Source organism: Streptomyces sp. T12 (assembly GCF_028736035.1).
Taxonomy (GTDB): Bacteria; Actinomycetota; Actinomycetes; order Streptomycetales; family Streptomycetaceae; genus Streptomyces.
In genome coordinates this window covers 10,603,467-10,630,457 of record NZ_CP117866.1, presented here as the reverse complement: position 1 = coordinate 10,630,457, position 26,991 = coordinate 10,603,467, and the positions used below count along the sequence as shown (strand labels likewise).

Annotated in this window: 27 protein-coding genes; 10 read left to right on the top strand and 17 right to left on the bottom strand. The window is 71.8% G+C overall.

Going from position 1 to position 26,991, the window contains the following annotated elements; all coding sequences use genetic code 11:
• Window position 1 precedes the first annotated feature (1 nt).
• The 4 genes from PBV52_RS47530 (at window position 2) to PBV52_RS47515 (ending at window position 5,224) form a co-directional block, all read left to right on the top strand.
• A complete protein-coding gene (locus PBV52_RS47530; RefSeq protein WP_274248119.1) occupies window positions 2–874 on the top strand; it encodes a universal stress protein in 873 nt (290 codons plus the stop codon).
• 215 nt (window positions 875–1,089) lie between these two features.
• Window positions 1,090–3,912 (top strand): cation-transporting P-type ATPase, encoded by a 2,823-nt coding sequence (locus tag PBV52_RS47525; protein WP_306801479.1) that lies wholly within the window; start codon window positions 1,090–1,092, stop codon window positions 3,910–3,912.
• Entirely contained in the window at window positions 3,909–4,568 is a 660-nt protein-coding gene (locus PBV52_RS47520) for a TrkA family potassium uptake protein (protein ID WP_274248115.1), read from the top strand. Before PBV52_RS47525 ends, PBV52_RS47520 begins: the two co-directional genes overlap by 4 nt.
• Window positions 4,565–5,224 (top strand): TrkA family potassium uptake protein, encoded by a 660-nt coding sequence (locus PBV52_RS47515; protein WP_274248113.1) that lies wholly within the window; start codon window positions 4,565–4,567, stop codon window positions 5,222–5,224. Before PBV52_RS47520 ends, PBV52_RS47515 begins: the two co-directional genes overlap by 4 nt.
• Window positions 5,225–5,254: 30 nt before the next feature.
• On the opposite strand, the gene PBV52_RS47510 is transcribed toward PBV52_RS47515, so the two are convergent.
• The 9 genes from PBV52_RS47510 to PBV52_RS47470 are packed head-to-tail and all read right to left on the bottom strand — an operon-like array spanning window position 5,255 to window position 13,162.
• Window positions 5,255–5,878 (bottom strand): V-type ATP synthase subunit D, encoded by a 624-nt coding sequence (locus PBV52_RS47510; RefSeq protein WP_274248110.1) that lies wholly within the window; start codon window positions 5,876–5,878, stop codon window positions 5,255–5,257.
• Window positions 5,875–7,293 (bottom strand): V-type ATP synthase subunit B, encoded by a 1,419-nt coding sequence (locus PBV52_RS47505; RefSeq protein WP_274248108.1) that lies wholly within the window; start codon window positions 7,291–7,293, stop codon window positions 5,875–5,877. Before PBV52_RS47505 ends, PBV52_RS47510 begins: the two co-directional genes overlap by 4 nt.
• Window positions 7,290–9,005, bottom strand: coding sequence for a V-type ATP synthase subunit A (locus PBV52_RS47500; RefSeq protein ID WP_274248106.1), 1,716 nt, complete (start codon window positions 9,003–9,005; stop codon window positions 7,290–7,292). The genes PBV52_RS47505 and PBV52_RS47500 overlap by 4 nt, the downstream gene beginning before the upstream one ends.
• Window positions 9,006–9,049: 44 nt before the next feature.
• Window positions 9,050–9,577, bottom strand: coding sequence for a hypothetical protein (locus PBV52_RS47495; RefSeq protein WP_274248104.1), 528 nt, complete (start codon window positions 9,575–9,577; stop codon window positions 9,050–9,052).
• Window positions 9,574–9,807, bottom strand: coding sequence for a hypothetical protein (locus PBV52_RS47490; protein WP_274248103.1), 234 nt, complete (start codon window positions 9,805–9,807; stop codon window positions 9,574–9,576). Before PBV52_RS47490 ends, PBV52_RS47495 begins: the two co-directional genes overlap by 4 nt.
• Window positions 9,804–10,220 (bottom strand): ATP synthase subunit C, encoded by a 417-nt coding sequence (locus PBV52_RS47485; RefSeq protein WP_274248100.1) that lies wholly within the window; start codon window positions 10,218–10,220, stop codon window positions 9,804–9,806. Before PBV52_RS47485 ends, PBV52_RS47490 begins: the two co-directional genes overlap by 4 nt.
• Window positions 10,217–11,716 (bottom strand): V-type ATPase 116kDa subunit family protein, encoded by a 1,500-nt coding sequence (locus PBV52_RS47480; RefSeq protein ID WP_274248099.1) that lies wholly within the window; start codon window positions 11,714–11,716, stop codon window positions 10,217–10,219. Before PBV52_RS47480 ends, PBV52_RS47485 begins: the two co-directional genes overlap by 4 nt.
• Window positions 11,703–12,662 (bottom strand): V-type ATPase subunit, encoded by a 960-nt coding sequence (locus tag PBV52_RS47475; protein WP_274248097.1) that lies wholly within the window; start codon window positions 12,660–12,662, stop codon window positions 11,703–11,705. The genes PBV52_RS47480 and PBV52_RS47475 overlap by 14 nt, the downstream gene beginning before the upstream one ends.
• Window positions 12,662–13,162, bottom strand: a complete 501-nt coding sequence (locus PBV52_RS47470) for a hypothetical protein (protein ID WP_274248096.1) — start codon at window positions 13,160–13,162, stop codon at window positions 12,662–12,664. The genes PBV52_RS47475 and PBV52_RS47470 overlap by 1 nt, the downstream gene beginning before the upstream one ends.
• A gap of 174 nt (window positions 13,163–13,336) precedes the next feature.
• Here PBV52_RS47470 and PBV52_RS47465 point away from each other — a divergent pair, with 174 nt between their 5' ends.
• Entirely contained in the window at window positions 13,337–14,194 is an 858-nt protein-coding gene (locus PBV52_RS47465; protein ID WP_274248095.1) for a CBS domain-containing protein, read from the top strand.
• A gap of 25 nt (window positions 14,195–14,219) precedes the next feature.
• On the opposite strand, the gene PBV52_RS47460 is transcribed toward PBV52_RS47465, so the two are convergent.
• The 7 genes from PBV52_RS47460 to PBV52_RS47430 all read right to left on the bottom strand — a co-directional run bounded on the left by PBV52_RS47460 (window position 14,220) and on the right by PBV52_RS47430 (window position 22,109).
• On the bottom strand, window positions 14,220–14,465 hold the full coding sequence (locus tag PBV52_RS47460) for an acyl carrier protein (protein WP_274248093.1): 246 nt from the start codon (window positions 14,463–14,465) through the stop codon (window positions 14,220–14,222).
• Between the two features lie 2 nt (window positions 14,466–14,467).
• Complete coding sequence (locus PBV52_RS47455) at window positions 14,468–15,859, bottom strand: dihydrolipoamide acetyltransferase family protein (protein WP_274248091.1); 1,392 nt, start codon at window positions 15,857–15,859, stop codon at window positions 14,468–14,470.
• Window positions 15,860–15,861: 2 nt separating this feature from the next.
• Complete coding sequence (locus PBV52_RS47450; RefSeq protein WP_274248089.1) at window positions 15,862–16,857, bottom strand: alpha-ketoacid dehydrogenase subunit beta; 996 nt, start codon at window positions 16,855–16,857, stop codon at window positions 15,862–15,864.
• A gap of 2 nt (window positions 16,858–16,859) precedes the next feature.
• Window positions 16,860–17,945, bottom strand: a complete 1,086-nt coding sequence (pdhA, locus tag PBV52_RS47445; RefSeq protein ID WP_274248087.1) for a pyruvate dehydrogenase (acetyl-transferring) E1 component subunit alpha — start codon at window positions 17,943–17,945, stop codon at window positions 16,860–16,862.
• Entirely contained in the window at window positions 17,942–19,732 is a 1,791-nt protein-coding gene (gene acsA / locus PBV52_RS47440) for an acetate--CoA ligase (RefSeq protein WP_274248085.1), read from the bottom strand. The genes pdhA and acsA overlap by 4 nt, the downstream gene beginning before the upstream one ends.
• 307 nt (window positions 19,733–20,039) lie before the next feature.
• Window positions 20,040–21,068: an alcohol dehydrogenase catalytic domain-containing protein gene (locus tag PBV52_RS47435; protein WP_274249980.1), complete on the bottom strand. Its 1,029-nt coding sequence runs from the start codon at window positions 21,066–21,068 to the stop codon at window positions 20,040–20,042.
• 171 nt (window positions 21,069–21,239) lie between these two features.
• On the bottom strand, window positions 21,240–22,109 hold the full coding sequence (locus PBV52_RS47430; RefSeq protein ID WP_274248083.1) for a universal stress protein: 870 nt from the start codon (window positions 22,107–22,109) through the stop codon (window positions 21,240–21,242).
• A gap of 208 nt (window positions 22,110–22,317) precedes the next feature.
• On the opposite strand from PBV52_RS47430, the gene PBV52_RS47425 reads away from it, so the two are divergent.
• The 5 genes from PBV52_RS47425 (at window position 22,318) to PBV52_RS47405 (ending at window position 26,143) form a co-directional block, all read left to right on the top strand.
• Window positions 22,318–23,136 (top strand): universal stress protein, encoded by an 819-nt coding sequence (locus tag PBV52_RS47425; RefSeq protein WP_274248081.1) that lies wholly within the window; start codon window positions 22,318–22,320, stop codon window positions 23,134–23,136.
• A 164-nt stretch (window positions 23,137–23,300) separates the two neighbouring features.
• Window positions 23,301–23,906, top strand: coding sequence for a hypothetical protein (locus PBV52_RS47420; RefSeq protein WP_274248080.1), 606 nt, complete (start codon window positions 23,301–23,303; stop codon window positions 23,904–23,906).
• Window positions 23,907–23,937: 31 nt separating this feature from the next.
• Window positions 23,938–25,347 carry a nicotinate phosphoribosyltransferase gene (locus PBV52_RS47415; RefSeq protein ID WP_274248078.1) on the top strand — a complete coding sequence of 470 codons (1,410 nt, stop codon included), beginning with the start codon at window positions 23,938–23,940 and terminating at the stop codon, window positions 25,345–25,347.
• 11 nt (window positions 25,348–25,358) lie between these two features.
• Window positions 25,359–25,646: a DUF1876 domain-containing protein gene (locus PBV52_RS47410; RefSeq protein WP_274248077.1), complete on the top strand. Its 288-nt coding sequence runs from the start codon at window positions 25,359–25,361 to the stop codon at window positions 25,644–25,646.
• 32 nt (window positions 25,647–25,678) lie between these two features.
• A complete protein-coding gene (locus PBV52_RS47405) occupies window positions 25,679–26,143 on the top strand; it encodes an Hsp20/alpha crystallin family protein (RefSeq protein ID WP_274248075.1) in 465 nt (154 codons plus the stop codon).
• 141 nt (window positions 26,144–26,284) lie between these two features.
• Here the strand turns inward: PBV52_RS47405 and PBV52_RS47400 are convergent, their stop codons facing one another.
• Window positions 26,285–26,956, bottom strand: coding sequence for a CBS domain-containing protein (locus tag PBV52_RS47400; protein ID WP_274248073.1), 672 nt, complete (start codon window positions 26,954–26,956; stop codon window positions 26,285–26,287).
• Between the last annotated feature and the right edge of the window lie 35 nt (window positions 26,957–26,991).

Sequence of the window (26,991 nt, the reverse complement as noted above, 5' to 3'; positions counted from 1 at the left end):
CATGACAGGTGCGGACGGGCGTCGGCCCATCGTGGTGGGCGTCGACCCCGATCCTTCGAAGCGGCTTGCGTTGGCCTGGGCCGCCGATGAAGCGGACCGGAGGCACGTGCCGCTGCGGCTCGTGCATGCCCAGGGCATGCCGACCCGCGGCTATCGGTCGGGAGAGGTACGACCGTCCTGGGAGGAGTGGAACCAGGCCCTGCACGGCCTGGGTGACCAGCTGCTCAAGGCATCGGTCGCCTTCGTCGAATCGCGGCGGCCGACGGTCGAGGTGTCGACGCTGCTGGCGGAGGGAGAGCCGGCGTGGGTGCTGGGCGAGGAGGCGCGGAGCGCCGCCCTGGTCGTGGTGGGCTCCTGGCAGCTGAGCAGACTGCGCGAAATGTTCACCTCCGCCTCCGTGGCGCTCCCGCTCGCCGCTCACGCTCCCTGCCCGGTTGCGGTCGTACCGGAGCCGGAGCACATCACCCAGCAGCCTGCGTACTTCGTGGTCGGCGTCGACGGCAGTCCGCATTCCGCTGCGGCGGTGGATGTGGCGTTCGAGGAAGCGGCTCTGCACGGAGGACTCCTGCGGGCCCTGTACGTGTGGCATCCGCCGCTCCTCGGTGTCCTGGACGAGGATGCCGCGATGCGGGAGTGCCGCCGTGTGCTGTCAGAGACAGTCGCGGGCCGCAGCGCGAGGTACCCGGACGTGGAGCTGCGCCACGAGGTCGTCCGCGGCCACCCGGTGCAGGTCCTGACGGAAGCCTCGGAACACGCCCTAGGTCTGGTCGTGGGAACCCGGGGTCACGGAGGGTTCACGGGCATGCTGCTGGGCTCGGTGAGCCAGGGAGTGCTGCACCACGCCCGCTGCCCCGTCATCACGGTCCCGGTGTGAGCGACGAACGGCCCTGGGCTTGTGCCCCGGACGGCCCTGGTCGTGTCAGCGGACCCGTCACACGATGAGACAGCGCCGCCGGTCATGGGCGGCGATCCGGCGAGACGTCCGCAGAGTTCCCTGGAGTCCGCGATGGCAGCCTCACCTCAGTCCCTCCGCGCGATCCGGCCGATTCCACTGGTGCCGAAGACCTCGTCGCCGTACGGGATCGGATGATGCGCACCGGTACGGACCCGCTGGTACCGAGCGGCGGGAAGGGCGGGGTGGCCGGTGCCACGTCCGGTTCCGTACGGCGTCCTCCGGTACGGGAACTCGCCGCCGGTGAGGTCTTCACCGCACTGGACACGTCACGGCGCGGTCTGTCGGCGGTTCAGGCACGGGCGAGGCTGGAGCAGTACGGGGCCAACGAACTGCCGCGTGCGGGGCGCCGCGCCGTGTGGCGGCAGCTGGCGGCGCAGTTCACGGACCTCTTCGCGGTGGTGCTGATCGTCGCGTCGGGGATCACCTTCCTGGCGTACGCGCTGGAGGAGCCGCCTGACGTCGGCACCCTCCAGCTTGCGGTGGCAATCCTGGGCGTCGTGATGCTGAACGCCGCCATCGGCTTCGCACAGGAGTACTCGGCCGAACGGACGGCCCAGGCGCTGGAGGCGATGGTGCCCCACACCTGCCGGGTGCTCCGCGGCGGCGAACGCCTGGAGCTGCCGACTCGGGAGCTGGTGCCGGGCGACGTGGTGCTGCTGGAGGCCGGCGACGCGGTGTCGGCGGACTGCCGGGTGGTCGAGGCGCACGAACTCGCGGTGAACAACGCGCCGTTGACCGGGGAGAGCAACGCCGTGGGCCGCACGGCCGACGCGGTGGCGGCCGGACCGCCGCTGGAAGCCCGCGACTGCGTGTTCATGGGGACCGACGTCGTCGCCGGGTCCGGGCGGGCCGTCGTCTTCGCCACCGGTCCGACGACCGAGTTCGGGCGGATCTACCGGCTGGCCGCGGCTGCCCCGCGGCAGAAGACCCCGTTGCAGCTCCAGGTGGCCTCGATGGCGCGACGGGTGTCGGGGGCGGCTCTGGCCATCGGTGCCCTGATGTTCGCCGTGCGGATACCCACCGGGGAGTCCGCGGTGACCGCGTTCGTCTTCGCGCTGGGGGTGATGGTGGCCCTGGTCCCGGAAGGGCTGCCCGCCACGCTGTCGGTGTCGCTGGCGATCGGCGTGCGGCGGATGGCGCGCCGCCATGCCCTGATCAAACAGCTGCTGGCAGTGGAGGCGCTCGGGTCGACCACGGTCGTGTGCACCGACAAGACCGGGACTCTCACGCAGGCGGAGATGACCGTCACCCAGGTGTGGGCGGGGGATGCGCCGCACCCGGTGACCGGTGTCGGATACGCGCCGAGCGGCGAGCTCGCCGACGCGGCGCCGGTGCGCGAGCTGCTGCGGGCGGCGGGCCTGTGCTGCAACGCCCGGCTGGTCCCCCCTCAGGGCCCCCGGGAGCACTGGCGGGTGCTCGGCGACACCACCGAGGGAGCGCTGCTCGTCGTCGCCGCCAAGGCCGGGCTCGACCTGGTCGCGGAGGAGGCCGCAGCGCCGCGGGTGACGGAGTTCCCCTTCGATTCCAGCCGCAAGCTGATGACCACCGTGCACAAGAGCGCCACGGGCTACCAGGCGTGCGTCAAGGGAGCGCCCGTCGAATTGCTGGCGCGCTGCACCGACGCGGAGTGGGAGGGCCGGCGCGGGCCACTGACCGAGCAGGACCGAGCAGCGGTCGTCACGGCGAGTGACGCGCTGGCGTCGCAGGGGCTGCGGGTGCTGGCCGTCGCGCGGCGGGAGCTGGACGGACCCCGTCCCACGCAGGACGAGGCCGAGTCCCGACTCACGCTGCTGGGCCTGGTCGGCATGCTGGACCCGCCGCGTCCGGAGGTCAGCGACGCGGTCGCCGCATGCCGCCGGGCCGGCATCCGGATCGTCATGGTCACCGGCGACCACCCGCTCACCGGGGAAGCCGTGGCCCGCCGCGTGGGGATCGTACGGCGGCCGGATCCGGTCGTGGTGACGGGCGCCCGGCTCGACGCGATGGACGACGAGGCGCTCGACGCGCTGCTCGCCGAGCCGTCCGAGCTGCTGCTGTGCCGGGTCAGCCCGGAACACAAGATGCGTGTGGTCACCGCCTTCCAGCGGCGGGGCGAGGTGGTGGCGGTCACCGGCGACGGCGCGAACGACGCCCCCGCGCTCAAGCACGCGGACATCGGCGTGGCAATGGGAGCGTCGGGCACCGACGTGGCTCGGGAGGCGGCGTCGATGGTGCTGCTGGACGACTCGTTCGCCTCCATCGCGGCGGCGGTGCGGCTCGGCCGGGCGGTCTACCAGAACATCCGCAAGTTCCTCGTCTACCTCTTCAGTCACAACATCGGGGAGCTGGTCCCGATCCTGGCGGCGACCTTCGCCGGATTCCCGCTGGTGCCCATCAGCGCGGTGCAGATCCTGGCGATCGACCTGGGATCCGACGTGCTGCCCGCCTTGGCCCTGGGCGCGGAGCCGCCGGAGCCCGATGTGATGGACCGCCCGCCGCGCTCCCGCCGGGAACGTCTGTTCTCGGGCCCCCTGGTGGGGCGGATCCTGTTCCTGGGCGGCATCCAGGCCGTCTGCGTGACCGGCGTGTTCTTCTGGCACATCGGTTCCTCGGGCATCCCGTTCGACGACTTCACCGAGGACACCCTCGTCTACCAGGAGGCGATCACCATGGTCCAGGCCGGGATCGTGCTCAGCCAGTTCTTCAACGCGCTCGCCGTGCGCACCGACCGGCAGAGCATCCTGAAGGTGGGACTTCTGTCCAATCCGGCCCTGCTCGCGGCGGGCGGCTTCGGCGTCGCCCTCATGGCCGCCATCAGCTATCTGCCGCCTCTGCAGGCCGTCTTCAACACCGCCCCGCTCGACGCGGCCGACTGGGTGGTCCTGGCCGGGCTCGGCACCCTGCCCCTGCTCGCGGACGAGGCCCGCAAGACATGGCAGCGCCGCCGCGCAGACCGCCGGAAAGGAGCCCCACGATGAAGGTGATCGTCGTCGGCTGCGGACGGGTGGGATCCACGCTCGCCGGTCTGCTCGCCACAGAAGGGCACGACGTGCGGGTCGTCGACCGGCGTCCCAAGGCGGCCCGGCGGCTGCCCGACAGCCCCCGCATCCGCTTCCACGAGGGCAACGGCTACAGCCGCGCCGTGCTCCGGACCGCCGGGATCGAGCACGCGGACGCGTTCGTGGCCGTCACCTCCGGGGACAACAGCAACATCGTCAGCGCGCGTACGGCGAAGGAGACCTACCGGGTGCCGATCGTCCTCGCCCGCATCTACGATCCCCGGCGCGCCGACATCTACCGCGAACTCGGCATCCCCACCATTGCCAGCGTCCGCTGGACCGTGCACCAGATCCACCAGATGCTGCTGCACCGCCATCTGAGCCCCGAACTCAGCTTCGGCAACGGAGAGACGCTGCTCATCCGCTCCGAGGTGCCGGACTACCTCATCGGGCGGCGGCTGACCGAGTTCGACGTCGACGGCGAGATCCGCGTCGTCGAGGTCACCCGCGCGGGCCGGTCCCTGATCCCGGCGCACAGCACGCCCGCGCAGGCCGGCGACCTGGTCACCTTCGCTGTCGCCGCCACCGCGCTGGGCAGGCTGCGCGGCTTTCTCGACAAGGAGCTGGGGACGTGAATGTGCTCATCGCCGGCGCGGGGCGGCTCGGCACCCAGATCGCCCAGGTGCTCTTCGCGGCCCGCAACGAGGTCACGCTGATCGACGTCGACGACGACCGCATGGCCGAACTTCAGGGCCGCCTCCCGGCCGTGCGCCTGGTAGCAGGGGACGCCTGCGAACCGACTCTCCTTGAACACGCCGGCGTCCTGACCGCCGATCTTGTCATCGCCACCACCGGGGACGACGAGGACAACCTCGTCATCAGCCTGCTCGCCAAGCGGCAGTTCTCGGTGCCGCGCGTGGCCGCCCGGGTCAACGATGCCGACAACGCCTGGCTGTTCGACGGGCGCTGGGGCGTCGACGTCGCCGTTCCCGCGGCCACCCCACTGATCTCCCTCATCGAGGAGGCCACCGGGGCCACCGACACGGTCGCCCTGCTGCGGCTCAGCAAGGCCGGCGTCGACGTCATCGAGACGGCCATAACGCCGCAGTCCGGGGCTGTGGGCCGACTCCTGGGCGACATCCGGCTGCCCGAAGGGACAGTCGTCGCCACGATCGTCCGCGAGGGACAGCCCACGGTGCCGGATCCGGCGATCCGGCTCGCGGCCGGGGACGAACTCCTGCTCGTCTCGCACTCAGCCACCGAGCAGGAGATCCACGCAGCGTTCCAGTGAACCGCAACCGGATGCAGAGCATGTGGGCGGTCACCCGGCGGTCGTCCGAGCTGCCCAGCGCCGCCGGACACTGTCCTCGTGCTCGGCCTGCTCCAAGGCCAGGTCGGCCCGGTCGAGTTCCTCCCGCAGGCGAGGGATCCAGTGGCGCCGCAGCGCACGGACCCGGTGCCGGGTACTGATGACCTCCGCGCCGACCAACTCGGCGGCGGCGTGGGCGGCCGCGTACTCGGCGGCGGCGCGCACCGCACGGGCGTAGGCCGCCTCGGCGTGCACCAGCGCCGTGTTGGAGGGGGCGGCGGCGGTGAGCGGACGGTCGGGCACGGACGTAGCGACCCCCGCCGGGTGACGTACTCCCATGGAGACGGTCCAGTGCACCGTGACCTCGGCGGGGCCGATGCCCGCGGCGGCCGAGTCGAGGGCCCCTTCCCCGCCCAGGAGCAGGCCCCGCAGCAGCCAGTCCTCGGCCTCGGACAGCAGCTCCCGCCAGGCCCGCCCAGCCGCTTCCTCCGCGTGCAGCAGCCGCTGGTGCTCGGAGCGGAGGATGCGCAGCTTCTGTTCCAGCAGGTCGGCTCCGCGCACGGCGACATCGAGGTTGTGCCGCAGCCGCAGCCGTCCTGCACGACCGGGCGGCGTACGTCGGCGGGTGCCGGTCATCGGGACGCCTCCCCGTCGAGATCGCCGAGATCGTCGAGGTCCTGCGCCCCATGGGCGTCGAGAAGCCGGGCGGGGAGCATGGAGAGCTGGCTGCGGGGCAGCGTGAGCAGGGCCCGCCAGCCGCGTTCCAGCGAGGTGTCGAGGTCGCGTGGTTCGTCGCTGCGCTGGTCGGCGAAGTCCCGCAGGAACGCCTCGTCGAAGTCCAGGTAGCGGCGGTCGGTGGGGCTCAGCGCCGCCTGGCCGACCAGGTCGGCCAGATCGCGGACCTGCCGCGCGCGGGCAAGGGCGGCCAGCAGTTGGGCCGCGACGTCGAGGTGGTCGTCGCGGGTACGGCCAGGGCCGGCGCCCTTGCGCATCAGCCGGGAGAGGGAGGACAGGGCGTCCAGCGGCGGGTAGACACCCCGTGCGTGCGTCTCGGGCGAGAGCACGATCTGGCCCTCGGTGATGTAGCCGGTCAGGTCGGGCACGGGGTGGGTGATGTCACCGGCGGGCATGGTGAGCACCGGCAGCACGGTGACCGAGCCGGGCCGCCCCCGGATGCGTCCGCAGCGTTCGTACAGAGAGGCCAGGTCGCTGTAGAGATAGCCGGGGTAGGCGCGGCGGGCGGGGATCTCTCCGCGGGCGGCGGAGACCTCGCGCAGGGCTTCGGCGTACGTCGTCATGTCGGCCATCACCACGAGGACGTGCCGTCCCTCGGTGAAGGCGAGGCGCTCGGCGACGGTGAGCGCGATCCGCGGGGTGAGAATCCGTTCGATCACCGGGTCGTCGGCGGTGTTCAGCAGCAGGACCAGTTCTCCGGCCGCGGACCGTTCCTCCAGGGCATCGCGTACGAACGAGGCGTCGGCGTGGGTGAGGCCCATGCCCGCGAAGACGACGCTGAACGCCTCTCCTTCGGCGGTGGCCTGGGCGGCGATCTGGGCGGCCAGTTCCAGATGCGGCAGTCCGGCGACGGAGAACACGGGAAGCTTCTGCCCCCGCACGAGCGTGGTCAGGGCGTCGACGGACCCGACACCGGTGAGCACCGGTTCGGACGGCGGCTCGCGCCGCACCGGGTTGATGGGGGCGCCGCCCACCTCGGCATGGTGGGAACCGAGGACAGGTGGGCCACCGTCGAGGGGCTCACCGCGGCCGTTGCAGATGCGGCCGAGCCAGTCCGTGCCGACCGGGATGCGCAGCGGGCTGCCCAAGAAGGCCGCCCGGACCCCCTCCGGGTCCATGCCCGCGGTGCCCTCCAGCACTTGGACGACCGCCAGGTCGCGATCGGCGTCCAGGACCACGCCGTGGCGTCGTTCGCCCGAGGCGAGGGTGATGCGTACGTATTCGTCCCAGCCGACCCCCGAAACGCCTTCGACGATCGCGAGCGGTCCTCGGAGTTCGCGCACCGCCGTGTACTCGATCCCACCGGGCAGGCTCATGGCCGCACTTCCCCCAGCCTGGCGAGCATCGCGTCCTGCAGTGCCGCCACCCCGGAGGCGTCGTGCGGGCCGGTGTCCTCGCGGGCACGCAGCAGCGGTCCGAAGTCGATCGCCTCGAGCGAGGCCGCTGGGACACCGGAGTCCACCAGCTCCCGGCAGCGGTCGGCGACCGCGAGGACGGCGTCGGCCAAGGCGGCCGTCTTCTCCGGCCCGCAGTACGCGTCCCGCTCCGACAGCGCGCTCTGCTGCAGTACGCCCTCGCGGACCAGCCTCCCCGCAAGCACGCTGATCCGCTCCCGCGCGGGCAGGGCGGCGATCCCGATCAGGTCCACGAGATCGGCCAGCCGGTCGGCCTCCGCCAGCACCGCTCCCACCCGGTCGCGGCGCCTGGCCCACGCCGGATCGCCGGCTGCCCGGTGGCCGGCGGCCAGGACGGGGACGTCCCGGGAGAAGGACCCGGCCCAGGAGACCGCCGGGTAGTGGCGGGCGTAGGCGAGGTCGCGGTCAAGGGTCCACAGGCAGCGGACGAAGCGTTCGGTGTGCGCGGTCACCGGTTCGGTCATGTCCCCGCCCGGCGGGGACACCGCGCCGATCACAGTGACCGAGCCCCGGTCGCCGCCGAGGGTGGTCACGGCAGCAGCCCGCTCGTAGAAGGCCGCGATGGCGGAGGCCAGTCCGGCCGGGTATCCCTCCTCGGCGGGCAGCGCGCCGGTCCGCGAGGCGAACTCACGCAGCGCCTCGGCCCACCGGGAGGTCGAGTCGGCGATGACGACCACGTCCAGGCCCATGTCCCGGAAGTACTCGGCGACCGTCATCCCCGTGTACACGCTCGCCTCACGGGCCATCATCGGCATGTTGGAGGTGTTGGCGATCGTCACGGTGCGGTCCCCAAGGCGTCCGCCCGTGCGCGGGTCCTGGAGTTCCGACAGTTCGGTGATGACGTCGGCCATCTCGTTGCCGCGCTCCCCGCAGCCGACGTAGACGATGACGTCCGCGTCGCACCACTTGGCGATCTGCTGCAGCAGCACCGTCTTGCCGGTGCCGAAACCACCGGGCACCGCCACCGTGCCGCCCCGGGCCACGGGGAAGAGCAGGTCGATCACCCGCTGGCCGGTGTTCAGCGCCTCATGGCTGTCGACACGCTCCCGCACCGGGCGCGGCACACGCACCGGCCACAGGGCATCCACCGTGACCTCGGTGCCGCCCACCACGGCCACCGTCGCATCGCTCGTACGGCTCCCAGCACCGGCGATCTTCTCGACCGTGCCGTCGCAGCCGGGCGGCACGAGGACCCTCACCCGCACCGCTCCCGCGTCCCGGACCTCCCCGAGCGCCTCCCCCTGGGCCACCTGCTCGCCCTCCGCCACCAGCGGGGAGAAGTTCCAAGTGCGATCCTCGGCAGCGTGCCGCCCCGCCCCGGGCAGCAGCCAGTCGCCCGCACCGGACAGGGGGCGCAGCAGGCCGTCGAAGATGCCGCCGAGCAGCTCGGGGCCGAGCCGCACCGACAGAGGACGGCCCTGGGGCAGTGCAGTCTGCCCCGGAGCGAGGCCGCCGGTGTACTCGTACGCCTGGACGGTGACCACGTCGCCGCTGATGGCCACGACCTCACCGGGCAGCCCGGCCGGGCCGATCGCGACCAGGTCGTACATCGCGATGCCGCCCGTGTACTCCATCTCGACCAGCGGTCCGGTCACGCGCAGGATCCGGGACACCGGCTCCCGCCCAGTCGCCCGGTGAAGCGTCCCGGCAGCTTGCGTCACGGCTCCCACAGGCTGCGCGCCTCCCCTCCCATGCGATCCAGCGCGCGGTCGGCAAGCGCGGTCAGCGAGAGATCGACCCGCCTCCCGGGCGCCTGCACCACCACTCCCCCGTCGGCCTGCTCGGTCGTCTCGGCAGCAGGACCGAGGAGGACCCGCGCCCGGTGTTCCAGCCGCTCCCGCAGGGACGGGTAGTCATCGTTCCGGCGCAGTTCCCGGACCCGCTCGGCGGCCTCGCGGCGCAGCTCCTCGTACGAGGTGCGGCGAGCGGTGAGCGCGCGGGACCTGGCTTCCCGCCTTGCCCTGACGAGGAGGTCGCGGGCGGCGTCCGCGCCGTCGGCCTCGCCCTGCCGCTGGGCCTCGTCGAGGATCGTCCGGGCCTCGGCACGGGCCTGGTCGAGCAGGGCGGTGGCCTCCCGCTCGACGCGGGCCAGGAGCGCTTCCGCGTCGGTGTGAGCGGCTCGCAGCAGTCCCTCCCGGACCGGCGAGAGTGCGTCCGATGTCCGCTCGTGAGCCGGGGTCGTCATGGCGGCATCACAGCGGTCAGCGGCCTGCGGCCCCCGGGCGCCGCACGGTCCGACTCCAGTGCCTCGGCCGCGGCAGGGGTGAGGATCACCAGGTCGACGCCGTCCGGCAGACTCCGCCAGATCCGGCGTACGGCCTCGGGGGCGTCGGCGACGAGCACGACCGCTCCGGCCAGTGCCAGACCGGCCACACGGGACCGCTCTCCGAGGGCGGCGATGCGGCCCATGGTCATGCCTTGCCGATCAGGATGACCGCGACGACCAGCCCGTAGATGGCGATGCCCTCGGCCAGGCCGACGATGACCATGGCACGGCCGAAGAGTTCAGGTCGTTCGCTGAGCGCCGCGAGGGCCGCCGCACCGGTGTAGGCGACGGCGATGCCCGCTCCGATCGTCGCGCCGGCCACCGCGATCGCGGCGCCGATCAGGGCGGCGGAGCTGGAGCCGGAGTCCTGTGCCACCGTGGTCGCGGCTTGCGCGGTTCCTCCACCGAGAACCAGGGTCAGTACGACGGCGGCGGCCACCAGGAGCACAGCGTCCGCCGCGACCATCCACCACAGGGCCCTCCGGCCGGAGCGTCGCAGCACAAGGCGCACGGCGACGAATGCCGCCACGATGACGGGCAGGGCCAAGAACCAGGTGATCACGCTTCCTCCTTCCGCGCCGGGCCGCGCCCCGCAGCTTCCGCCGTTGCGAGCGGCCCGACGTCGGTGCCCGGCCCCGTGAGGTGCTCCACGGGCAGACGCCAGGGCCTGAAGGGGCGGCCCTCGCCCTCGAAGAGCCGGGAGAACAGTTCGTAGAACTCCAGCCGCAGCGCCTGGACACCGGCCACCAGTGCCTCCAGTGCGAAGGCCAGGGCATTGCCTGCGAGGAACACCAGCACCGCTGCGGCGACGCCCACCGGGCCCCGGCCCGCCAAAGCCGTCGTGCCGTCCCAGACGATCGCCCCCAGCGCCGCATGGGTGAGGCCGAAGGCCGCGAGCCGTGCGAACGACACGACGTTCGAGCCGATTCGCACCACCGCGTCGAACAACTGGATACCGGTCTGCACAGCACCGCCGACACCGCCTGCGGTGGTGGCGTACAGCCCCACCCCGACCAGCGCCAGCCCGGCGGTCGCGATCGCGGCGCCGAGGACCCCGTACGCAGCCTGGCCGAGCCAGATGTACCCCGCGACGGCGGCGAGACCGAGATAGAGCGCCGCTCCTGCGATTCCGGTCGTCGCGTACAGCGCTGCCGCGGGTCCGCCTTCCCGCCACCGGTTCACGATCCCCGCGGCATAGGCGACGGCCAGCAGCACGGCGCCGAGTCCGACGGCTGTGGCCAGCAGCCGCATGGGTTCCTCCAGCGGTTCCAGCCACAGCACGGGGAGCACCCCGGTCGGGCCGAAGAACTCGCCGTAGGCCACTCCGGCCAGGGTGGCGGCGAGCCCGGCGCCGGCGACGAAGGGCCACAGCGGGCGCAGCGTCGCCGCTCGGCGCGGTCGGCCCGCTCGCAGCAGGAGAGCGATGACGACCAGTAGCAGACCGTGCCCGGCATCGCCGAACATCAGGCCGAACATCACCACGTAGACGATCCCGGCCGGCATGGTGGGGTCGAGGTCGGCATAGGGCACGGTTCCGTACGTGCTGACCAAAGGTGTGAAGGAGCGGCGCAGGGTCCTCGCCGTGTACGCCGGGTGTGCGACGTCCGCTCCGATCAACAAGGTTGGCGGATCGACGCCGCGCGGGGTCCGCAGTGGCACCAGCGCGCCGCCGGCGCCTGCGATGCGAGCGGCGGTGGCGCCCACCTCGGCTTCGGGGCACCAGCCGGCCAGTGCCGCGACCGCGCCGTGGCGGACCGCGCTGCCGAGTCGTTCCTCCAGCTGCGCCTCGCCCGCCAACAGGTCCGTCCGGCCCTCACGCTCCAGGGCGTCCAGGTCGGGGGACGCCTCGCTGAGAACGGGTTGGCTCGGCTCGGTGCGCAGCCGCTGGAGGCTGGTGGCCGCCGGCCCCCGGACATCCGGCCCGCCGTCCCGGGCCAGGTCGATCTCGACGCAGCCCGCCTCGGCAATCCGGACCAGGCTCTCCCGCAGCGCCGGCTCGGGGGCCACGATGGCCACCCTGCGCATCCGGACCGGGGCCGCCGCCTCAGCCCGGAGCATCGAGCACCTCCGCAGGCCCGTCACCGGAGCCGCCGCCCCGGGCGGCCAGCTCCAGCGCGCCGCGGGTCCGCCACGCGTCGACGGACAGCAGTGCCACGGCCCCCACTACCGGCTGCGGCCCGAAACTGGACCGGCGCAGGAATTCCCGGCCGTCCCGCTCCACCACGTCCCACCAGCGCGCCTCAGCCCGCCACAGGTCCGCCGCCTCGTCGATGTCGTCCAGCAGCCACCTCGCGGTGGCCGGCAGCGCCTGCTGAAAGTCGGCGTACGCCCCCGCACCCACCGCTCGCGGGCCGAGCAGACGGGCCGCTCGGCGGGCGGAGACGTCCGGGATCCGGCGCCCGACGACGTACGTCTCACGGCCGAACAGCAGGGCGAGCCGGGCCGCCGCCCAGCGCGCCGCGTCGGGAACGGTGGTGGCGAGTCGCAGGGCGGCGGAGACCCGCATACCGGTTGCGACCGCGGCCGGGGAGTCGCCCCCGGGGTCGCCCCAGACGGAGGCTGCCAGCGCGGTGCGCAGCTCCGTCGGCGTACGGGTGCGGGCCAGGCGTGTCCAGGCGGTCGCCAGTGTGCCCAGGCGGTAGGGCTGGGGGTGGAGGCGTTCTGAGCCCGGCTGTCGCGGGTCGGCTGCGAGAGCCCTTAGATGGTGTTCGGCGTTGGAGAGCTCGAATCCGGCGGCGAGCGCCCGGACGGCCTCGGCCCCGTTGGCCGGTTGCCAGCCGGCGAGGACCCGAAGATGCCACAGCAGTGTCGCCGCGACCGCCCGTTGGGCCTCGGCCGGCGTGGCGCCCGGGGTGACGTCGTGCCGGTAGGGGGTGGCCGCCAAGTAACGCAGGGCGTCTTCGAGGGTGGGGGACGCGGCCGCCTCCCTGATGCCCTCGGCTCCCAGGCACCGGGTCCGCAGGGCGCGTGCCCGGGTCACGCCGGCCACCCATCCGGCGCCCATCACGGACCGCCCTCCTGGGGCCTCCCACGGCCCCGAGACCGATGCTCCTCCTGTGGCGCAGGAGACGCCTGCCCCGCCGTGATGTCCTCCAGCACCAGCGCGACCACACGTTCGACGAGCGCGGGCGTCCGGCTCCTGGCGCGGTCGCGTACCGCGACGGCCTCGCGTTCTGCTTCGGCGAGCAGTTCCGCCGCCTCGCCCTCGGCCGCACGCAGCACCTGCTCGGCGGCGCGCTCCCGCACCTGGTTGGCCTCCGCATGCGCCTCGGCCACGATCTCCTCGGCCTGCCGTTCGGCTTCCCGCCGGTGTGACGTGGCGACGGCCTCGGCCTGTTCGCGTACGGCCCGGGCTTCCGCCTCCGCCTGTTCGAGCAGGGCCAGGGGCGGTGTGAGTTCCGCGCGGAGTTCGGCGGAACGGTCCGCGGGGACGCCACCTGGTGCGGCCCGGCCGGGCGATGCCGTCGGCCGGAAACGTGTCAGGAAATCCCGGAATCCCGTCACGAACTCTCCTTCAGGTGGGCCTTGGCCCCGCTTCCCAGTCTCCTTGGTAGGCGATGGCATGTCGCGGCGCACTGGGCCGGTTGTCCCGCAGCGGGGCCGTTCGGCCCGGAGGCCGCACCAGTTGATCGATGCCAGACTGAGCGCGTAGGTGGACGGCGTCCCCGGGAGGCAGCCGTGAGCAACTTCGAGCAGAGTTCCGCGGGGAAGGACGCCCGCCGCACCATGCCGCGCCGCCCCTGGACGCCCCAGGAGGAACCGCGTCAGGAGGCGCTGGGCCGCTACCTCGCGGCGGTCGCCGCCGCGTCGGCGAGGAAGAGCGCCAAGGAGCCCGAGCCCGCTCCCGGCAGGGAGAGCTCCGAGGCGACCACCACTGCCACACCCGAGCCGTCCACCCGGGCTGTCGTGCTCCGGGTGCGGGATGTCATGCAAGTGCCGGCGACCTCCGTCCCCGGTGACATGCCGTTCCTGGAGGTCGCCCACACACTCGCCCGCGAGCAGGTGGGCGCCGTGCCGGTGGTCGACGCCGGCGACCACGTGATCGGTGTCGTCTCCGAGTCGGATCTGCTGGCCAAGGCCGCCGTCATGGCGGAACCGCGCCGGCACGGGCCTGTCGGCAGGCTGTGGCAGCACCGCCTGTACGACAAGAGCCGTGGCGACACGGCGGCCACGTTGATGACCTTCCCGCCGGTCACCGTGCATCCGGCGCAGCGCGTGGCGGACGCCGCGTGGACCGCCGCCCACGCGCGGTTGAAGCGGCTGCCCGTGACCGACTATCGGGGTCGGCTCGTCGGTGTGGTGAGCCGGCGCGACCTGCTGCGGGCCCTGGTCCGTGACGACGCCGAGATCCGGGCCGAGGTCGAGTCGCTGGTCGGTCAGCACGTGCTGGATCCGCGCGCTGTCGAGGTCACGGTGGAGAGCGGCGTGGTGACGATGACGGGGCGACTGGACAAGGCTGTTGTCCCCGAACTGCTCGCATCGGTACGGGACATCGACGACGTGGTCGATGTCGTCGACGACACCGAAGCGGTCTGAGCCGTGACCGTCCACGGGGCGCACGTCACTGCGTGCGGGCGACGAGGAAGTCGGCGCTGCCGGACAGTGTGGTGAGCCGGGGCGTGTCCTCGTCCTCGATGCGGACGCCGGACCGTTCGCTGAGGACCTCCACGAAACTCAGGAAGTCCAGCGAGTCCATCTCCAGTACGTCGCGGAACGCGTCGTCGGGCTCCAGCGCGGCGACGTCGGCGCCGGGGATGACGGAGGAGATCGATTCCCTGACCATGTCCAGCGCCTCGGTTCGGTTCATGTTCACAGCTGCTCCGGGTTCTGCAGGAGGCGGGTGACCGCCGTGAGGTAGCGGGCACCGACGGCACCGTCGGTCGCCCGGTGGTCGGCAGAGAGGGTCGCCGTGACCACGGGCCGCACGCCCAGCAGGCCGTCGACGGCGCACGGCCGGTCGACCACGCGCCCGAAGCCGACCAGTGCCACCTGGGGCGGGTGGATCACACCGAAGACGGTTTCCACGCCCTGGTCGCCGAGGTTGGTGACGGTGATCGTCGCGTCGGACACCTCGGAACCGCGCAGCCTGCCCGCGCGGGCCCGGGCGACCAGGTCCTTCAGGGCGGTCATCAGCTGCAGGGGTGTCATGGTGTCGGCGTGGTGCAGCGCGGGTGCGACGAGGCCTCCGCCGCGCAGGGACACGGCAACGCCGAGGTGTATGCCCTCGCCCGCCGTGAAGTGGTCGTCGGTCCAGAAGCCGTTGAGTTCGGGGACCTCCCGGGCCGCCAGGGCCGCCGCCTTGAGCAGCAGGGCCGCGGGGAGCAGCCGTTCACCGACCGGGCTGCGCCGGTTGTGCTCATGCAGCCAGTCCATCGCGGCGGCCATGTCCACGGTGGTGGAGAGGTAGTAGTGGGGAATGTCCCGGTTGGCGCGGCTCATCAGGCCGGCGATGGCCTGGCGCATGGCTGCCGCCCGGTCCTTGGACGGACGGGCAGCAGAAGGCCGTTGAGCGGAAGGACGTAGCGGGGTGGCGCCCGTTGGTACGGGCGAGGCCGGGGCCGCCGGGCCGGGCGCTGCCTGGCGTACGTCTGCGGCACGGACGGTCGACTCCCTGCCCGTCCCCGTGACCGTGGCCAGGTCGACGCCCAGTTCGGCGGCGAGCCGCCGGGCGAAGGGGGTGGCGCGCACGCGCGGTGGCCGAGGAGCGGCACGGGCGGCCGCCGCTGCCTCGACGTCGGTCCGGGTGACGCGCCCTCCGGGGCCGGAGCCGTGCAGCGTCTCCAGGTCGACGCCGCTGTGCTCCGCGAGATGCCGGACCAAGGGGCCGGCCTCGATGTGGCCGCGCCGGCTCCCGGCGGACGGTACCGACACCGGGACGGGGGCGGGTTCGGGTGGCGGGGAGGTGGGCGCGGAGGGCTCAGTGGGCCTCGCCTTCTTCGGTACCTGACGGACCGGGTGTCGCTCCTCGGTCGGCCCGATCAGCGCGAGCGGCGTGCCCACCGGGACCGTTGTGCCGGGCTCGACGAGCAGTTCGGTCATGGTCCCGGTGTCGAAGCACTCCACCTCGATCGTCGACTTCGCGGTTTCGACGACCGCGACCGGATCGCCCTTGTGCACGAGGTCGCCCGGTCCCACCAGCCATTCCAGGAGCGTGCCCTCGTCCATGTCGGCGCCGAGGGAGGGCATGGTGAACTCGGCCATGATCAGTCCACCGCCCGGTGGGCGGCCGCGACGATGTCGGCGGTCTGCGGCAGGGCGGCCTCTTCCAGCCGCCGGGCGTACGGCATGGGCACCTCCGCGCTGCACACCCGCTCGACGGGCGCGTCCAGTTCGTAGAACGACCCTTCGGCGATGCGGGCCGACACTTCGGCAGCGAGGCTTCCCGTGCGCCATGCCTCATCGATGACCATCGCACGATGGGTACGGGTCACCGAGGCGGTGATGGCCTCGTCGTCGAGGGGGCGCAGCGTGCGCAGGTCGATCACCTCGGCGCTGATGCCCTCGGCAGCCAGCTCGTCCGCCGCCGCGAGGGCCTTGGGCAGCGAACCGCCGTACGTGATCAGGGAGATGTCGGTGCCGGGCCTGCGGATCGCGGCGTGGTCGAGGTCCACGGGGGCGTCGGGCGGAAGGAGTTCGCCGGAGACGTTGTAGAGGCTTCCGTGCTCGAAGATCAGTACGGGGTCGGGGTCGGCGAGCGCCGGGGCGAGCATGTGCCGCGCGTCCTCGAGAGTGGCGGGGGCGAGGACGCGGATGCCGGGGATGTGTGCGTACCAGCCTTCCAGGCTGTGCGAGTGCTGGGCGGCGAGCTGCCGTCCGGCGCCCGTGGTCATGCGGATGACCAGCGGTACGGGCAGTTGGCCGCCCGACATGTGCAGCAGGGTGGCGGCGTTGTTGAGGATCTGGTCGAGGGCGAGCAGGCTGAAGTTGACGGTCATGATCTCGACGATGGGCCGCATCCCGGCCAGGGCTGCACCGATGCCGGCGCCCACGAACGCGGACTCCGACAGCGGGGTGTCGCGGACGCGTTCGGGGCCGAACTCCTCCAGCAGGCCGAGGCTGACGCCGAAGCATCCGCCGTAGCGGCCCACGTCCTCGCCCATGAGGAAGACGCGGTCGTCCGAGCGCAGGGCTTCCCGGAGTGCCTCTCGCATCGCCTCCCGGTAGGTTGTCTTCGCCTCGTGCGTCCCGTCGACGCCCATGGTCAACTCACCGCCTCCGCCGAGGAACTGGTGACGTGGTGGAGCAGGTCCTCGACCGGCTCCTCGGGAGCCTTTTCGGCCGCTTCGACGGCTTGGTCGATCTCGGCGGTGATCCGCTGCTCGATCCGGGCCACCTCCCGGTCACCCAGCTCACCGTTCTCGCGCATGCGGTCCGTGAGCAGGCTGATCGGGTCGCGGGACTTCCACTGCTCGATCTCCGCCTTGTCTCGGTAGCGGTCCGGGTCGTACATCGAGTGGGCGCGGAAGCGGTAGGTGCGCATCTCCAGGAAGTGCGGCCCGGTGCCTGCCCGGATGCCCTCGACGGCCCGCTGTGCGGCCTGCTCGACAGCCTCGACGTCCATGCCGTCCACGGCCCAGGCGACCATGCCGTAGGAGGCGGCACGCATGGCCAGATCGGTCTGTGCCTGATGCCGTTCCAGGGCCGTGCCCATGGCGTAGAGGTTGTTCTCGCAGACGAGCAGCAAGGGCAGCTTCCACAGCGCTGCCAGGTTCGCGGTCTCGTGGAACTCGCCCTCGGCGAAGGCGCCGTCGCCGAAGAAGCAGCAGGTGACGTCGGTCCGTCCGCGCATGCGGTCGGCGAGCGCGAGGCCGGCTGCCAAGGGGAGCCCGCCGGCGACGATGGCGTTCCCGCCGTAGAAGCGGCGACTCGCGTCGAACAGGTGCATCGAACCGCCCCGGCCGCCGCTGCACCCGGTCGTCCTGCCGTACATCTCGGCCATGACGGCATCGGCCGTGATCCCACGGGCCAGTGCGTGGCCGTGCTCGCGGTAGGTGGAGACGACCGCGTCCTCGGGTGTCAGTGCCTCGTTGACGCCGACGGCGACGGCCTCCTCGCCGATGTAGAGGTGAACGAAGCCGCGGATCTTCGCGGCGCTGTACAGCTCGACGCACCGCTCCTCGAAGTGCCGGATGCGCAGCATCGACTCCAGCAGGTCCGTCCGGTGTCCGGTGGACGGCTGCCGGGCCCGCGATTCGGTGCTCGCGCTCCGTTTGGTCGTCGTGGTCTTCGTGCCGGACTTCGGGTGCGCCGGGTCGTTCCGCATGCGGGTGGAGCGGGCCGCGCTCATGTGGATCCCTCCAAGGTCGACAAGTCGCCCGTCGGCAGGCCGAGTTCGCGCGCACGCAACAGACGGCGCATGACCTTCCCGCTGCGCGTCTTGGGCAGGTGCTGATCGAAGGCGATCTCCCTGGGAGCGACAGCGGGTCCCAACTTGTGACGGCCGAAGGCCAGCAACTCCCGCTCCAGACCCGGGGTCGGCTCGACACCGGGCCGCAGCGACACGAACGCCTTGACCACGTTCCCGGCGACCGGGTCCGGCCGTCCGATCACCCCGGCCTCGGCCACCGACGGGTGCTCCATCAGCGCGCTCTCCACCTCGAACGGGCCGATCAGATGCCCCGCCGACTTGATGACGTCGTCGGCGCGCCCCACGAACCAGTACCAGCCGTCCGCGTCCCGTCTGACCAGGTCTCCGGTCAGGTACCAGCCGTCCGCGAACTCGGCGTCGTAGCGCTCCTTGTCGTGCAGATAGCCGCGGAACATCGACGGCCAGCCCGGCCGTAGCGCCAACTCGCCCTCGACATCGGGGTTCTGCACCTCCGTGACCCTGCCGTCGGTGACCAGTGCCCGGCCGTCCTCGCCCTGCTTCAGCACGGCCGCGTCGATGCCGGGCAGCGGACGTCCCATCGAGCCGGGCCGGATCTCGCAGGCCGCGAAGTTCGCGATCATGATGCAACCGGTCTCCGTCTGCCACCAGTTGTCGTGCACCGGCAGGCCCAGCACGTCCCGGCCCCACACGACTGCCTCCGGGTTGAGGGGCTCGCCGACAGACGCGATGAAGCGCAGGGACGACAGGTCGTAGGAGCGCGGCAGGTCGTACGGGCCCTGGCGCGGGGTGGCTCTCATGAGCATGCGCAAGGCCGTGGGGGCCGTGTACCAGACGGTGACCCTCTGTTCGCCGAGGATCCGGTACCAGCGGCGGGCGTCGTAGTCGCCCTCGTCGACGACGAGCGTCACGCCGTGGACGAGCGGGGCGATGATGCCGTACGACATGCCGGTGACCCAGCCGGGGTCGGCGGTGCACCAGTACACGTCCTCGGCGTGCAGATCGAGGGCGTACGCGGCTGTGGCGTAGTGGGCGACGACAGCGTCGTGGACGTGGACCGCGCCCTTGGGGGTGCCCGTGGTGCCGCTCGTGAAGTGCAGCAGGGCCATGTCGTCGGGCGAGGTCGGCGGGATGGTGAAGGTGTCCGGGGCTGCGGACATCAGGTCGTCGAAGGAGGCGGTGTCGGGCAGTTCCTCGGCGCCGGGGCCGACGATCAGGACGTGCTTCAGTCCGGGAACCGATGCCCGGCGCTCGGCGACCTTGCGCCGGTAGAGGGCCGCAGTGGTGACCAGGACCTGCGCGTCACCGAGCCGCAGCCGCTGCTCCACCGGGTCGGGGCCGAAGGCGGAGAAGAGCGGGCAGAGCACGCCGGCGTTCTTCAGCGTGCCCAGCACCGTGACGTAGAGCTCGGGACAGCGGCCGAGCAGGGTGAACACCCGGCCGCCGTGGCCGACGCCGAGTGAGCGCAGGACGTTCGCGAAGCGGGCGGTACGGCGGGCCAGTTCGGCGTAGGTGACGGTCGAGACGGAGTCGTCCCGGGCAACACATCGCAGCGCGACCTTGTCCGCGAGGTCAGAGGCCGCGTGCCGGTCGACCGCCTCGTGGGCGATGTTGAGCCCGCCGTCGGGCAGCCCGGCCAGTGCGGTGCGCGCCTGCGCCCAGGTGAAAGTCGAGCGGGCCTGGTCGTAGTCGGTGAGTCGGGGTGGGACGACCGGTGTGGTGTCCTTGTGGATCGTTTCCCCGTGCATGGGCTGCTCCTCCCGGCACTGCCCCTGATCTCCAGAGTCGCCGAGCCCGGCCGCAGCTGCACCTCGGCCGGAGGACACGGCCCGCTCGGACTGGCGGCGGCGTACCGCGGGCTTCGGTGAAGCCGGGGGCCGCCCACTTCTTGCGGGCCCGAATCGCACGGTGCGCGGTGTCTCTCCGTTTCGCCGTGCCTCCCTGTGGCCCTCGGCTCAATTCCATGGCACCGCCACTCGCCGGCGAGTTGTAGGGCCGGACGGCCCGGACCGAGGGGCCGGACGGCCCGTTCGGCCCCTTTCCGGCCGGCGCGGTTCACTCGCGGTGCAGAACGACCTTGAGGGCGCCCGTGGTGGTGCCGTTCGAGAACACCTCGTAGGCGTCCTCCATCCGATCAAGGCCGAAGGCGTGGGTGACCAGCTGGGAGACGGGCAGGCGTCCGAACCTCACCAGCTCCAGCAGCCAGGGGGTGGAGGACGTGTCCACCTGGCCGGTGCTGATCGTCACGTTCTTGCGCCACAGGGATTCGAGGTGCAGCGTGACCGGTTTGCCATGCGTGCCGATGTTGGCGATGTGCCCTCCTGTGCGGACGGCGCGGGTGCACAGGACGAAGCCCTCCGGCTCACCCGATGCCTCGATGACCACGTCGGCTCCCGGCTCCTCGGAGAGATCGGCGATCATCTTCCCCGGCAGCTCTGCGGCATCGGCGCCCAGGCGGGCGGCGGCTTCCAGCCGGGCGGCGGACAGGTCCACGACGATGATGCGGCGCGGCGAGTAGAGACGCGCGATGATGACCGTGGCGAGACCGACGGGACCCGCTCCCACCACGACGACGATGTCCCCCGGACCCACATGTCCGTTCCGCACCCCGATCTCGTAGGCGGTGGGGAGGACTTCGGCGAGCAGGACCGCGTCGCCCAGTGGGAGGGCGGAAGGTCGCCGGTGGGTGGAGTATTCGGCGAACGGCACCCGCACGAACTCGGCCTGCGTCCCGTTGACGAGGCTGCCCAGGATCCATCCACCGCCCCCACGGCACTGTCCGCCCATGTTGTCGCGGCATGCACGGCAGTGGCCGCAGGCCGAGACGGACGACACGATCACCTGGCTCCCGGGGTGCAGGTCGTGGACGTCGCTCCCGACCTCCACGACCTCGCCCACGGCCTCGTGGCCGAGGATCGTCCCCGGTTTCACCTCGGGGAGGTCTCCCCGCAGGATGTGCAGATCACTGCCGCAGACGGTGGTGGCGTCGACGCGCACGATCGCGTCGGTCGCCTCCTCGATCGCGGGATCCGGGACGGTGTCCCAGGAGATCTGTTCCGGGCCGTGGTAGACGAGCGCTCGCACGGTACTCACTCCCTCGTTCCGTCACCTCCACGGTCGCCCCCGCCGGACTCCCGGGCAACACGGCTGCTCTTGCGCCTCAGTCCGCACTGGACCGGAGCACGGACGCATCGGCTCAATGCGCCGATCGCACCGATTTCCCGGGGCGGTACGGCTCAGTCATGGAGGTCCGGCTCAGTCATGCGGAACGACAGCGACGGGGCAGCGCCCGTGGTGGATGGCGGCCTGGGCCACGGGACCCAGGTGGGGTGGCAGGCCGTGCCGGTGTGCGCGTCGGCCGACGACCAGCAGCGCGGCGCCTTCGGCAGCCCGTACCACGGCTTTGGAGGGGTTTGCGAGGCGGATGCTGTCGGCCACCTCCACCTGCGGGTACTTCCCGCGCCAGGGGCGCAGCGCACTGCTCAGTTGCTTCTGTGCGTCCCGCGTCATCTCTTCGGTGACGTCGTGGTCCACACCCCAGGGCACGCGTGCATGGAGCGGCACGCTTCGGCCGTGGACAGCCAGGAGGGGAACGCCTCTGGCCGCGGCGGTGTGGAAGGCGAAGTCGAGCAGGTCGTCGGAGGATCCGTGCAGTTTCAGGGCCACGACCACGCGGCTCGCGGGTGCCGGGGGCGGCGCTTCCTCCCGGGTCTCGGCGCGGACCAGTACGACCGGCCGCTCGGCCCGTGCCACGACGGGCATGCTGACGTCGCCCAGGAAGTAGCTCTCGACTGGCTCCAGCCCTCGGGAGCCGAGCACGATCATCTCGGACTCCGACGCCGCTTGGAGCAGGGCGTTCTGGGCGTCGTCGGCGACCAGGTTCCCGACGATGGACAGGCCCGGGTGGTGTGCCTGCAGCTCCGCCCGCGCTGTGTGGACGAGACGCTTCGCCCAGTAGTTCTGATCGACTTCCGAGGGGACGCGGGCCGGTTCCGGTGCCAGCAGTGGCCACGCGTGCAGCAGGCGCAGGGTGAGCTTGCGCTTCTCGGCCTCGTCGGCGGCCCAGCGGGCAGCGGCAAGGCTCTCGGGTGAGCCGTCGAGGCCCACGGTGACGGCTTGTTGCATGGCGGCGGCCTCCGTCTCGTACGAAGCTGGAAGTGACGGTGATGACGGTGAGCGAGTCCGAGGGTGTGGATGGTCCGGACGTCGCCGACATGCCGAGCGTGATGTGTTCTCTCCTTCGAGGAGTACCCCAATCTCCTCTGCGGCGCATGTGGACCTGTGAGGAGCAGGGCCGGAGAGGTGGAGTCCGGCACGAGAGGAGACAGGGGCGGTGACGATTCCCCTGGTGGTCGGCGTCGACGGGTCCGAGGCGAGCCTCGAGGCGGTGGACTGGGCCGCCGACGAGGCGGTCCGGCACGAGGTACCGCTCCACCTCCTGCACGCGGCGAGGAACCACGAGGCGTCCGACGTGCTCGGCGCTGCCTCGGAGCGTGCCAGGGCAGGCGCTCCCACGGTCCGGCTGTCGAGCGAAGTGCTGCATGACGACGCGGCCTCCGCCCTGGTCGACAAGGGGCGCAACGCCTTCGCACTGGTGCTCGGATCCCGGGGGCTCGGGGATCTCGCCGGGATGCTCCTGGGCTCGGTCAGTCTGGCCGTAGCCGCACGAGCGGACTGCCCGGTCGTCGTGGTGCGCGGCGCGGCGGAGCACCGTGGTGCCGAGTTCGGAAGTGTCGTGGTCGGTGTCGAGGACGGGGAGGGCAGCGGCACGGCCGTCCAGTTCGCGTTCCGTGAGGCACGTGCGCGGGGCTGTCGGCTGGTGGCGGTGCATGCCTGGAGCACACCGCTCGGTGCGTTCACCACACCTCAAGCCCCGCCCTGGTACGCCCTGGAGACCCACCGACGCCCGCCGGCCCAGGTGCTCGACGACGCCCTGCGCGGCGCGGCGGAGCTGTGCGGGGACGCCCCGGTGAGCCGAAGGGTGATCGAGGGACCGGCACGCCAGGCACTGCTGGAGGCAGCGTCTGAGGCGGACCTGCTGGTGGTCGGCGCTCGAAGGCGACAGGGGCACTTGGGTTTGCAGCTGGGTCTGATCAATCATGCGGTACTGCATCACGCGCCGTGCCCGGTCGTGGTCGTTCCTCAGGTATGACCGCGCCGCGCCTGGCGGAGAACGGATCTTGTCGATGGTCGGCCCTTGCAGGGCCGGACGTCGGACCCGCAGGGACTTTCGGCCCAGTGACCGGACTCCGCCGCCGTTCCATGGTGGGACGGAGAGATGGGGGAACGGACCAGCAACCTGCTGGAGGCCGACTCATGAGTGCACAAGATTCGCCGTCCGCGTCCGGCCCGCCCCTGCCGCACCAGGAGCACACGTCGAAGGGGGCGAATCCCCTGAGACGTACGTCCGACAGGGTCGAATCCTGGTTCCGCCGCTTCTTGATGCTCGTGTTCGTCCTCGGGCTGCCGGTGGCCGCGATGGGTGCAGGGCTGACGGCGTACGAGTCATCGATGCGTACCGTGCAGACCCAGTCGGCGCAGCGGCAGGAGGTCACCGCCCGACTGACGTCGGATGTCAAGGGCGAACCCGAAGACGCGAAGCAACTGGCGCAGGTCCACTGGACCGACGGCAACGGCAGGGTGCGGACGGGAACCGCCCTGGTGCAGCCGGGAACGCCCAAGGGCGCGACCATGCGGGTCTGGGTGGACCGGGACGGAACCATCACTGGTCCTCCGATGAGCGCACTCAACGCCAGGACCACGGGCTGGTTCGTGGGCGGTATGGCGGCGGGCGGCGTGAGCGCCGGGTTCTTCGCGGCGCGGGCAGGCATGCGCCATGTGCTGGACCGCAGAAGGTACGCGCAGTGGGAGGCCGAGTGGGTCCTGGTGGAGCCCCTGTGGTCCGCGCGCTTTCGCAGGTGACGGACGGGGAGACCGGGCGAAGGCCGAGGAGGTGACGCCCATGTCCGATGCGATGACCACCGATCTGTACGAAGTCACGATGACGATGTCCTACCTGCGGGAGGGCATGACCGGACCGGCGACCTTCAGCCTCTTCGTCCGCGATCTGCCTCCTGAGCGCGGCTTCCTGGCTGCGGCGGGGCTGGAGTCGGCCCTGGACTACCTGTCCGGCCTGCGTGTCGGCCCCGAGGACGTCGATGCCTTCGCTTCCGCCCTGCACCGGCCGCCCCGGGATCTTCAGGCCCTGCTCGGCCTGGAGTTCACGGGGGACGTGCGGGCCGTGCCGGAAGGGCGGATCGTACTGGCCGGAGAGCCGCTGTTGGAGGTGACTGCGCCGCTTCCGCAGGCACAGTTGGCCGAAACATACGTGCTCAACCAGGTCAGCCATCAGACGGCGCTCGCCTCGAAGGCCGCACGCTGCGTGCTCGCCGCGGCCGGGCATCCGGTCGTCGACTTCTCCCTGCGGCGGACCCACGGCCCGCAGTCCGGGTTCCAGGCCGCCCGCCTCGGTGCGATGGTCGGCTTCGCCGGAACCAGCAACGTGGCCGCTGCCACCGCTGTCGGCATACCTGCCGTCGGCACGATGGCGCATTCCTTCGTGGAGGCATTCGCCACGGAGGAAGACGCGTTCCGCGCCTTCGCACGGTCCCATCCCGGACCGGTGACCTTGCTGGTGGACACCTATGACACCGAGGAGGGCGTCCGCGTCGCGGCGCGCGTCCTGCGAGACCTCGACCACGCGGCCAGCGGGCCGGGCTCGGCCGTACGACTGGACAGTGGCGACCTAGGGGCCCTGGCGGTGCGAGCACGGGACATCCTCGACAGCGCGGGCCTGCCGGACGTACGGATCATCGCCAGCGGCGGTCTCGACGAGTGCGCCGTGGACGAACTGGTCCGCTCGGGCGCGCCGATCGACACGTACGCCGTCGGCACCCGCGTCGGGGTCTCGGCCGACGCACCGTTCCTGGACTCCGCCTACAAAATGGTGGAGTACGACGGCCGACCAGTGATGAAGCTCTCCTCCGCGAAGGTCACGGCACCTGGCCCCAAACAGGTGTTCCGCCGCCCGGGCTACGCCGACGTGATCGGTCTGGCCGACGAGCAGCCGCCTACCGACGGCAGGCCCCTGCTGGAGACGGTGATGCGGGGCGGGCAGCGCACCGGCGACAGGCCCACGCTCGACCAGTGCCGGGCGAGGTTCGCCGCCGACCTGGATGGACTGCCGTCGGCGGCCCGTCGGATCCGCTGGCCAGGGGCGCCTCGCGCGGCGGTGTCCGAGCGGCTGAGCGCGCTCACCGCCCGGGTCCGACGCCGCATCGAGGAGGGGACGTCGGCCCCCGCCGCACAGCCCCCGGACGTGGAGCGAACCGCATCCGGATCACATCGGTCCATACCGAGGTGAGGAGGAAAGCGATGCCGCACACAGTGGAATGGAAGGTTCATCTCCACCTCTTCGAGGACGACGAGGGGACGACGAAAGCACACGTGGTGCTGGACACCGGCACCACGACGCTCACCGGCCACGGGTCCGCACACCGCAATCCGGCGGACATGAACGTGCCCGAGATCGGCGACGAGCTGGCAGCGAGCAGGGCCATGAACGACCTCGCTCAGCGGCTGCTGAACGTCGCCGAGGGCGACATCGAAGACGTGGGAGCGTCCCGGCCCAGCCCCCGTCAGGTCGCTGGATGGCCCATGTGAGCCCCGGGACCGGAATGCAAGGAGGATCAGCCATGACACATCCCGTACGACGCAGCAGGGGCACGCATCCCATGTGGGACCCCTTCCGTGAGATCGAGGATCTCCGCACCCGCATGGACCACCTCATGCATGCGACCTTCCCCATCGCCGGCTTCCCCGAGTTCGGCACCGCCGAGGCATGGGCGCCGCTGGCCGACGTCGAGGACACCGAGGACGCCTACCTGGTGGAACTGGAGCTTCCCGGTGTGGACAAGGACCAGATCACCGTGGAGGTCGTCGAAGGCGAACTGGATATCCACGGTGAGATCAAGGAAAAGGAACGCACCGGGGTGGTCCGCAGGCACACCCGCCACATCGGACAGTTCGACTACCACACCACCCTGCCGCCGAACGCCGACACCGAGCACGTCAGCGCGGATCTGACCAACGGAGTGCTCACGGTGCGCGTCCCCAAGACCGAGAGGGGGAAGTCGCAGCGCGTCGAGATCACCGGCTGAGCCGGAGGCCTGGCCGCCACCCTGGTTCGTTCGGGGTTCGGCAGGCCGACGCCCGTTTCCATGAAGGGCCGGCGGGTCCGTCGCCGCCGGCCCTCGCACAACCACGGTCCCGCGGGCCCCTCAGCCCGCGTGGACAGCCCCTCAGGTGGCGGGCGAACGTCCGGCGTCGTCCGTCTCGTAGGCGATGTGCTCGGAGAGCGATACCACGCCGTCGACGCTCCGGCACAGCCGCTCGACGATGGGGATCAGGCTCCTGAACTCGACGGAGCCACGGAGGCTGACCTGGCCCTCGTGCACCTCGACGGTCACTTCCGAGGGATCGAGGCCCATCGTCCGGCGCAGCACGTCCTCGGCGATCTCGTCGCGGATGGCGTCGTCACGGCGCAGGAAGATCCGCAGCAGGTCGCCGCGGCTGACGATGCCCAGGAGCCGGTCCGTCTCGTCCACCACGGGCAGCCGCTTGACATGGTGGGTCTCCATCAGACGAGCCGCCTCCACCACGTTCCACTCCGGACGTGCGCAGACCGCCGGAGCTGACATGAGTTCCTCGGCGCGAGCCCCCTCGGCCTTGGCCCGCTCCCACGCCTCCAGGTGCGGAACCGGGGTCCGACCGGAAGGGTCTTCCTGATCTGCGGTTTTGCGCAGCAGGTCGGCCTCGGACACCACGCCGACGGGATGGTCCCGATCGTCCACCACGGGTACGGCGGTGACGTCGTTCTCCGTCAGCAGCCGGACGATCTCTTTGAACGGCATGTCACGCCGTGCCCGGACGACGTCCCGGGTCATGAGCTCCGCGACCGTTCGGTGGTGCATGTTGCCTCCCGGATACGGGCCGCCCGCCTCGCGGA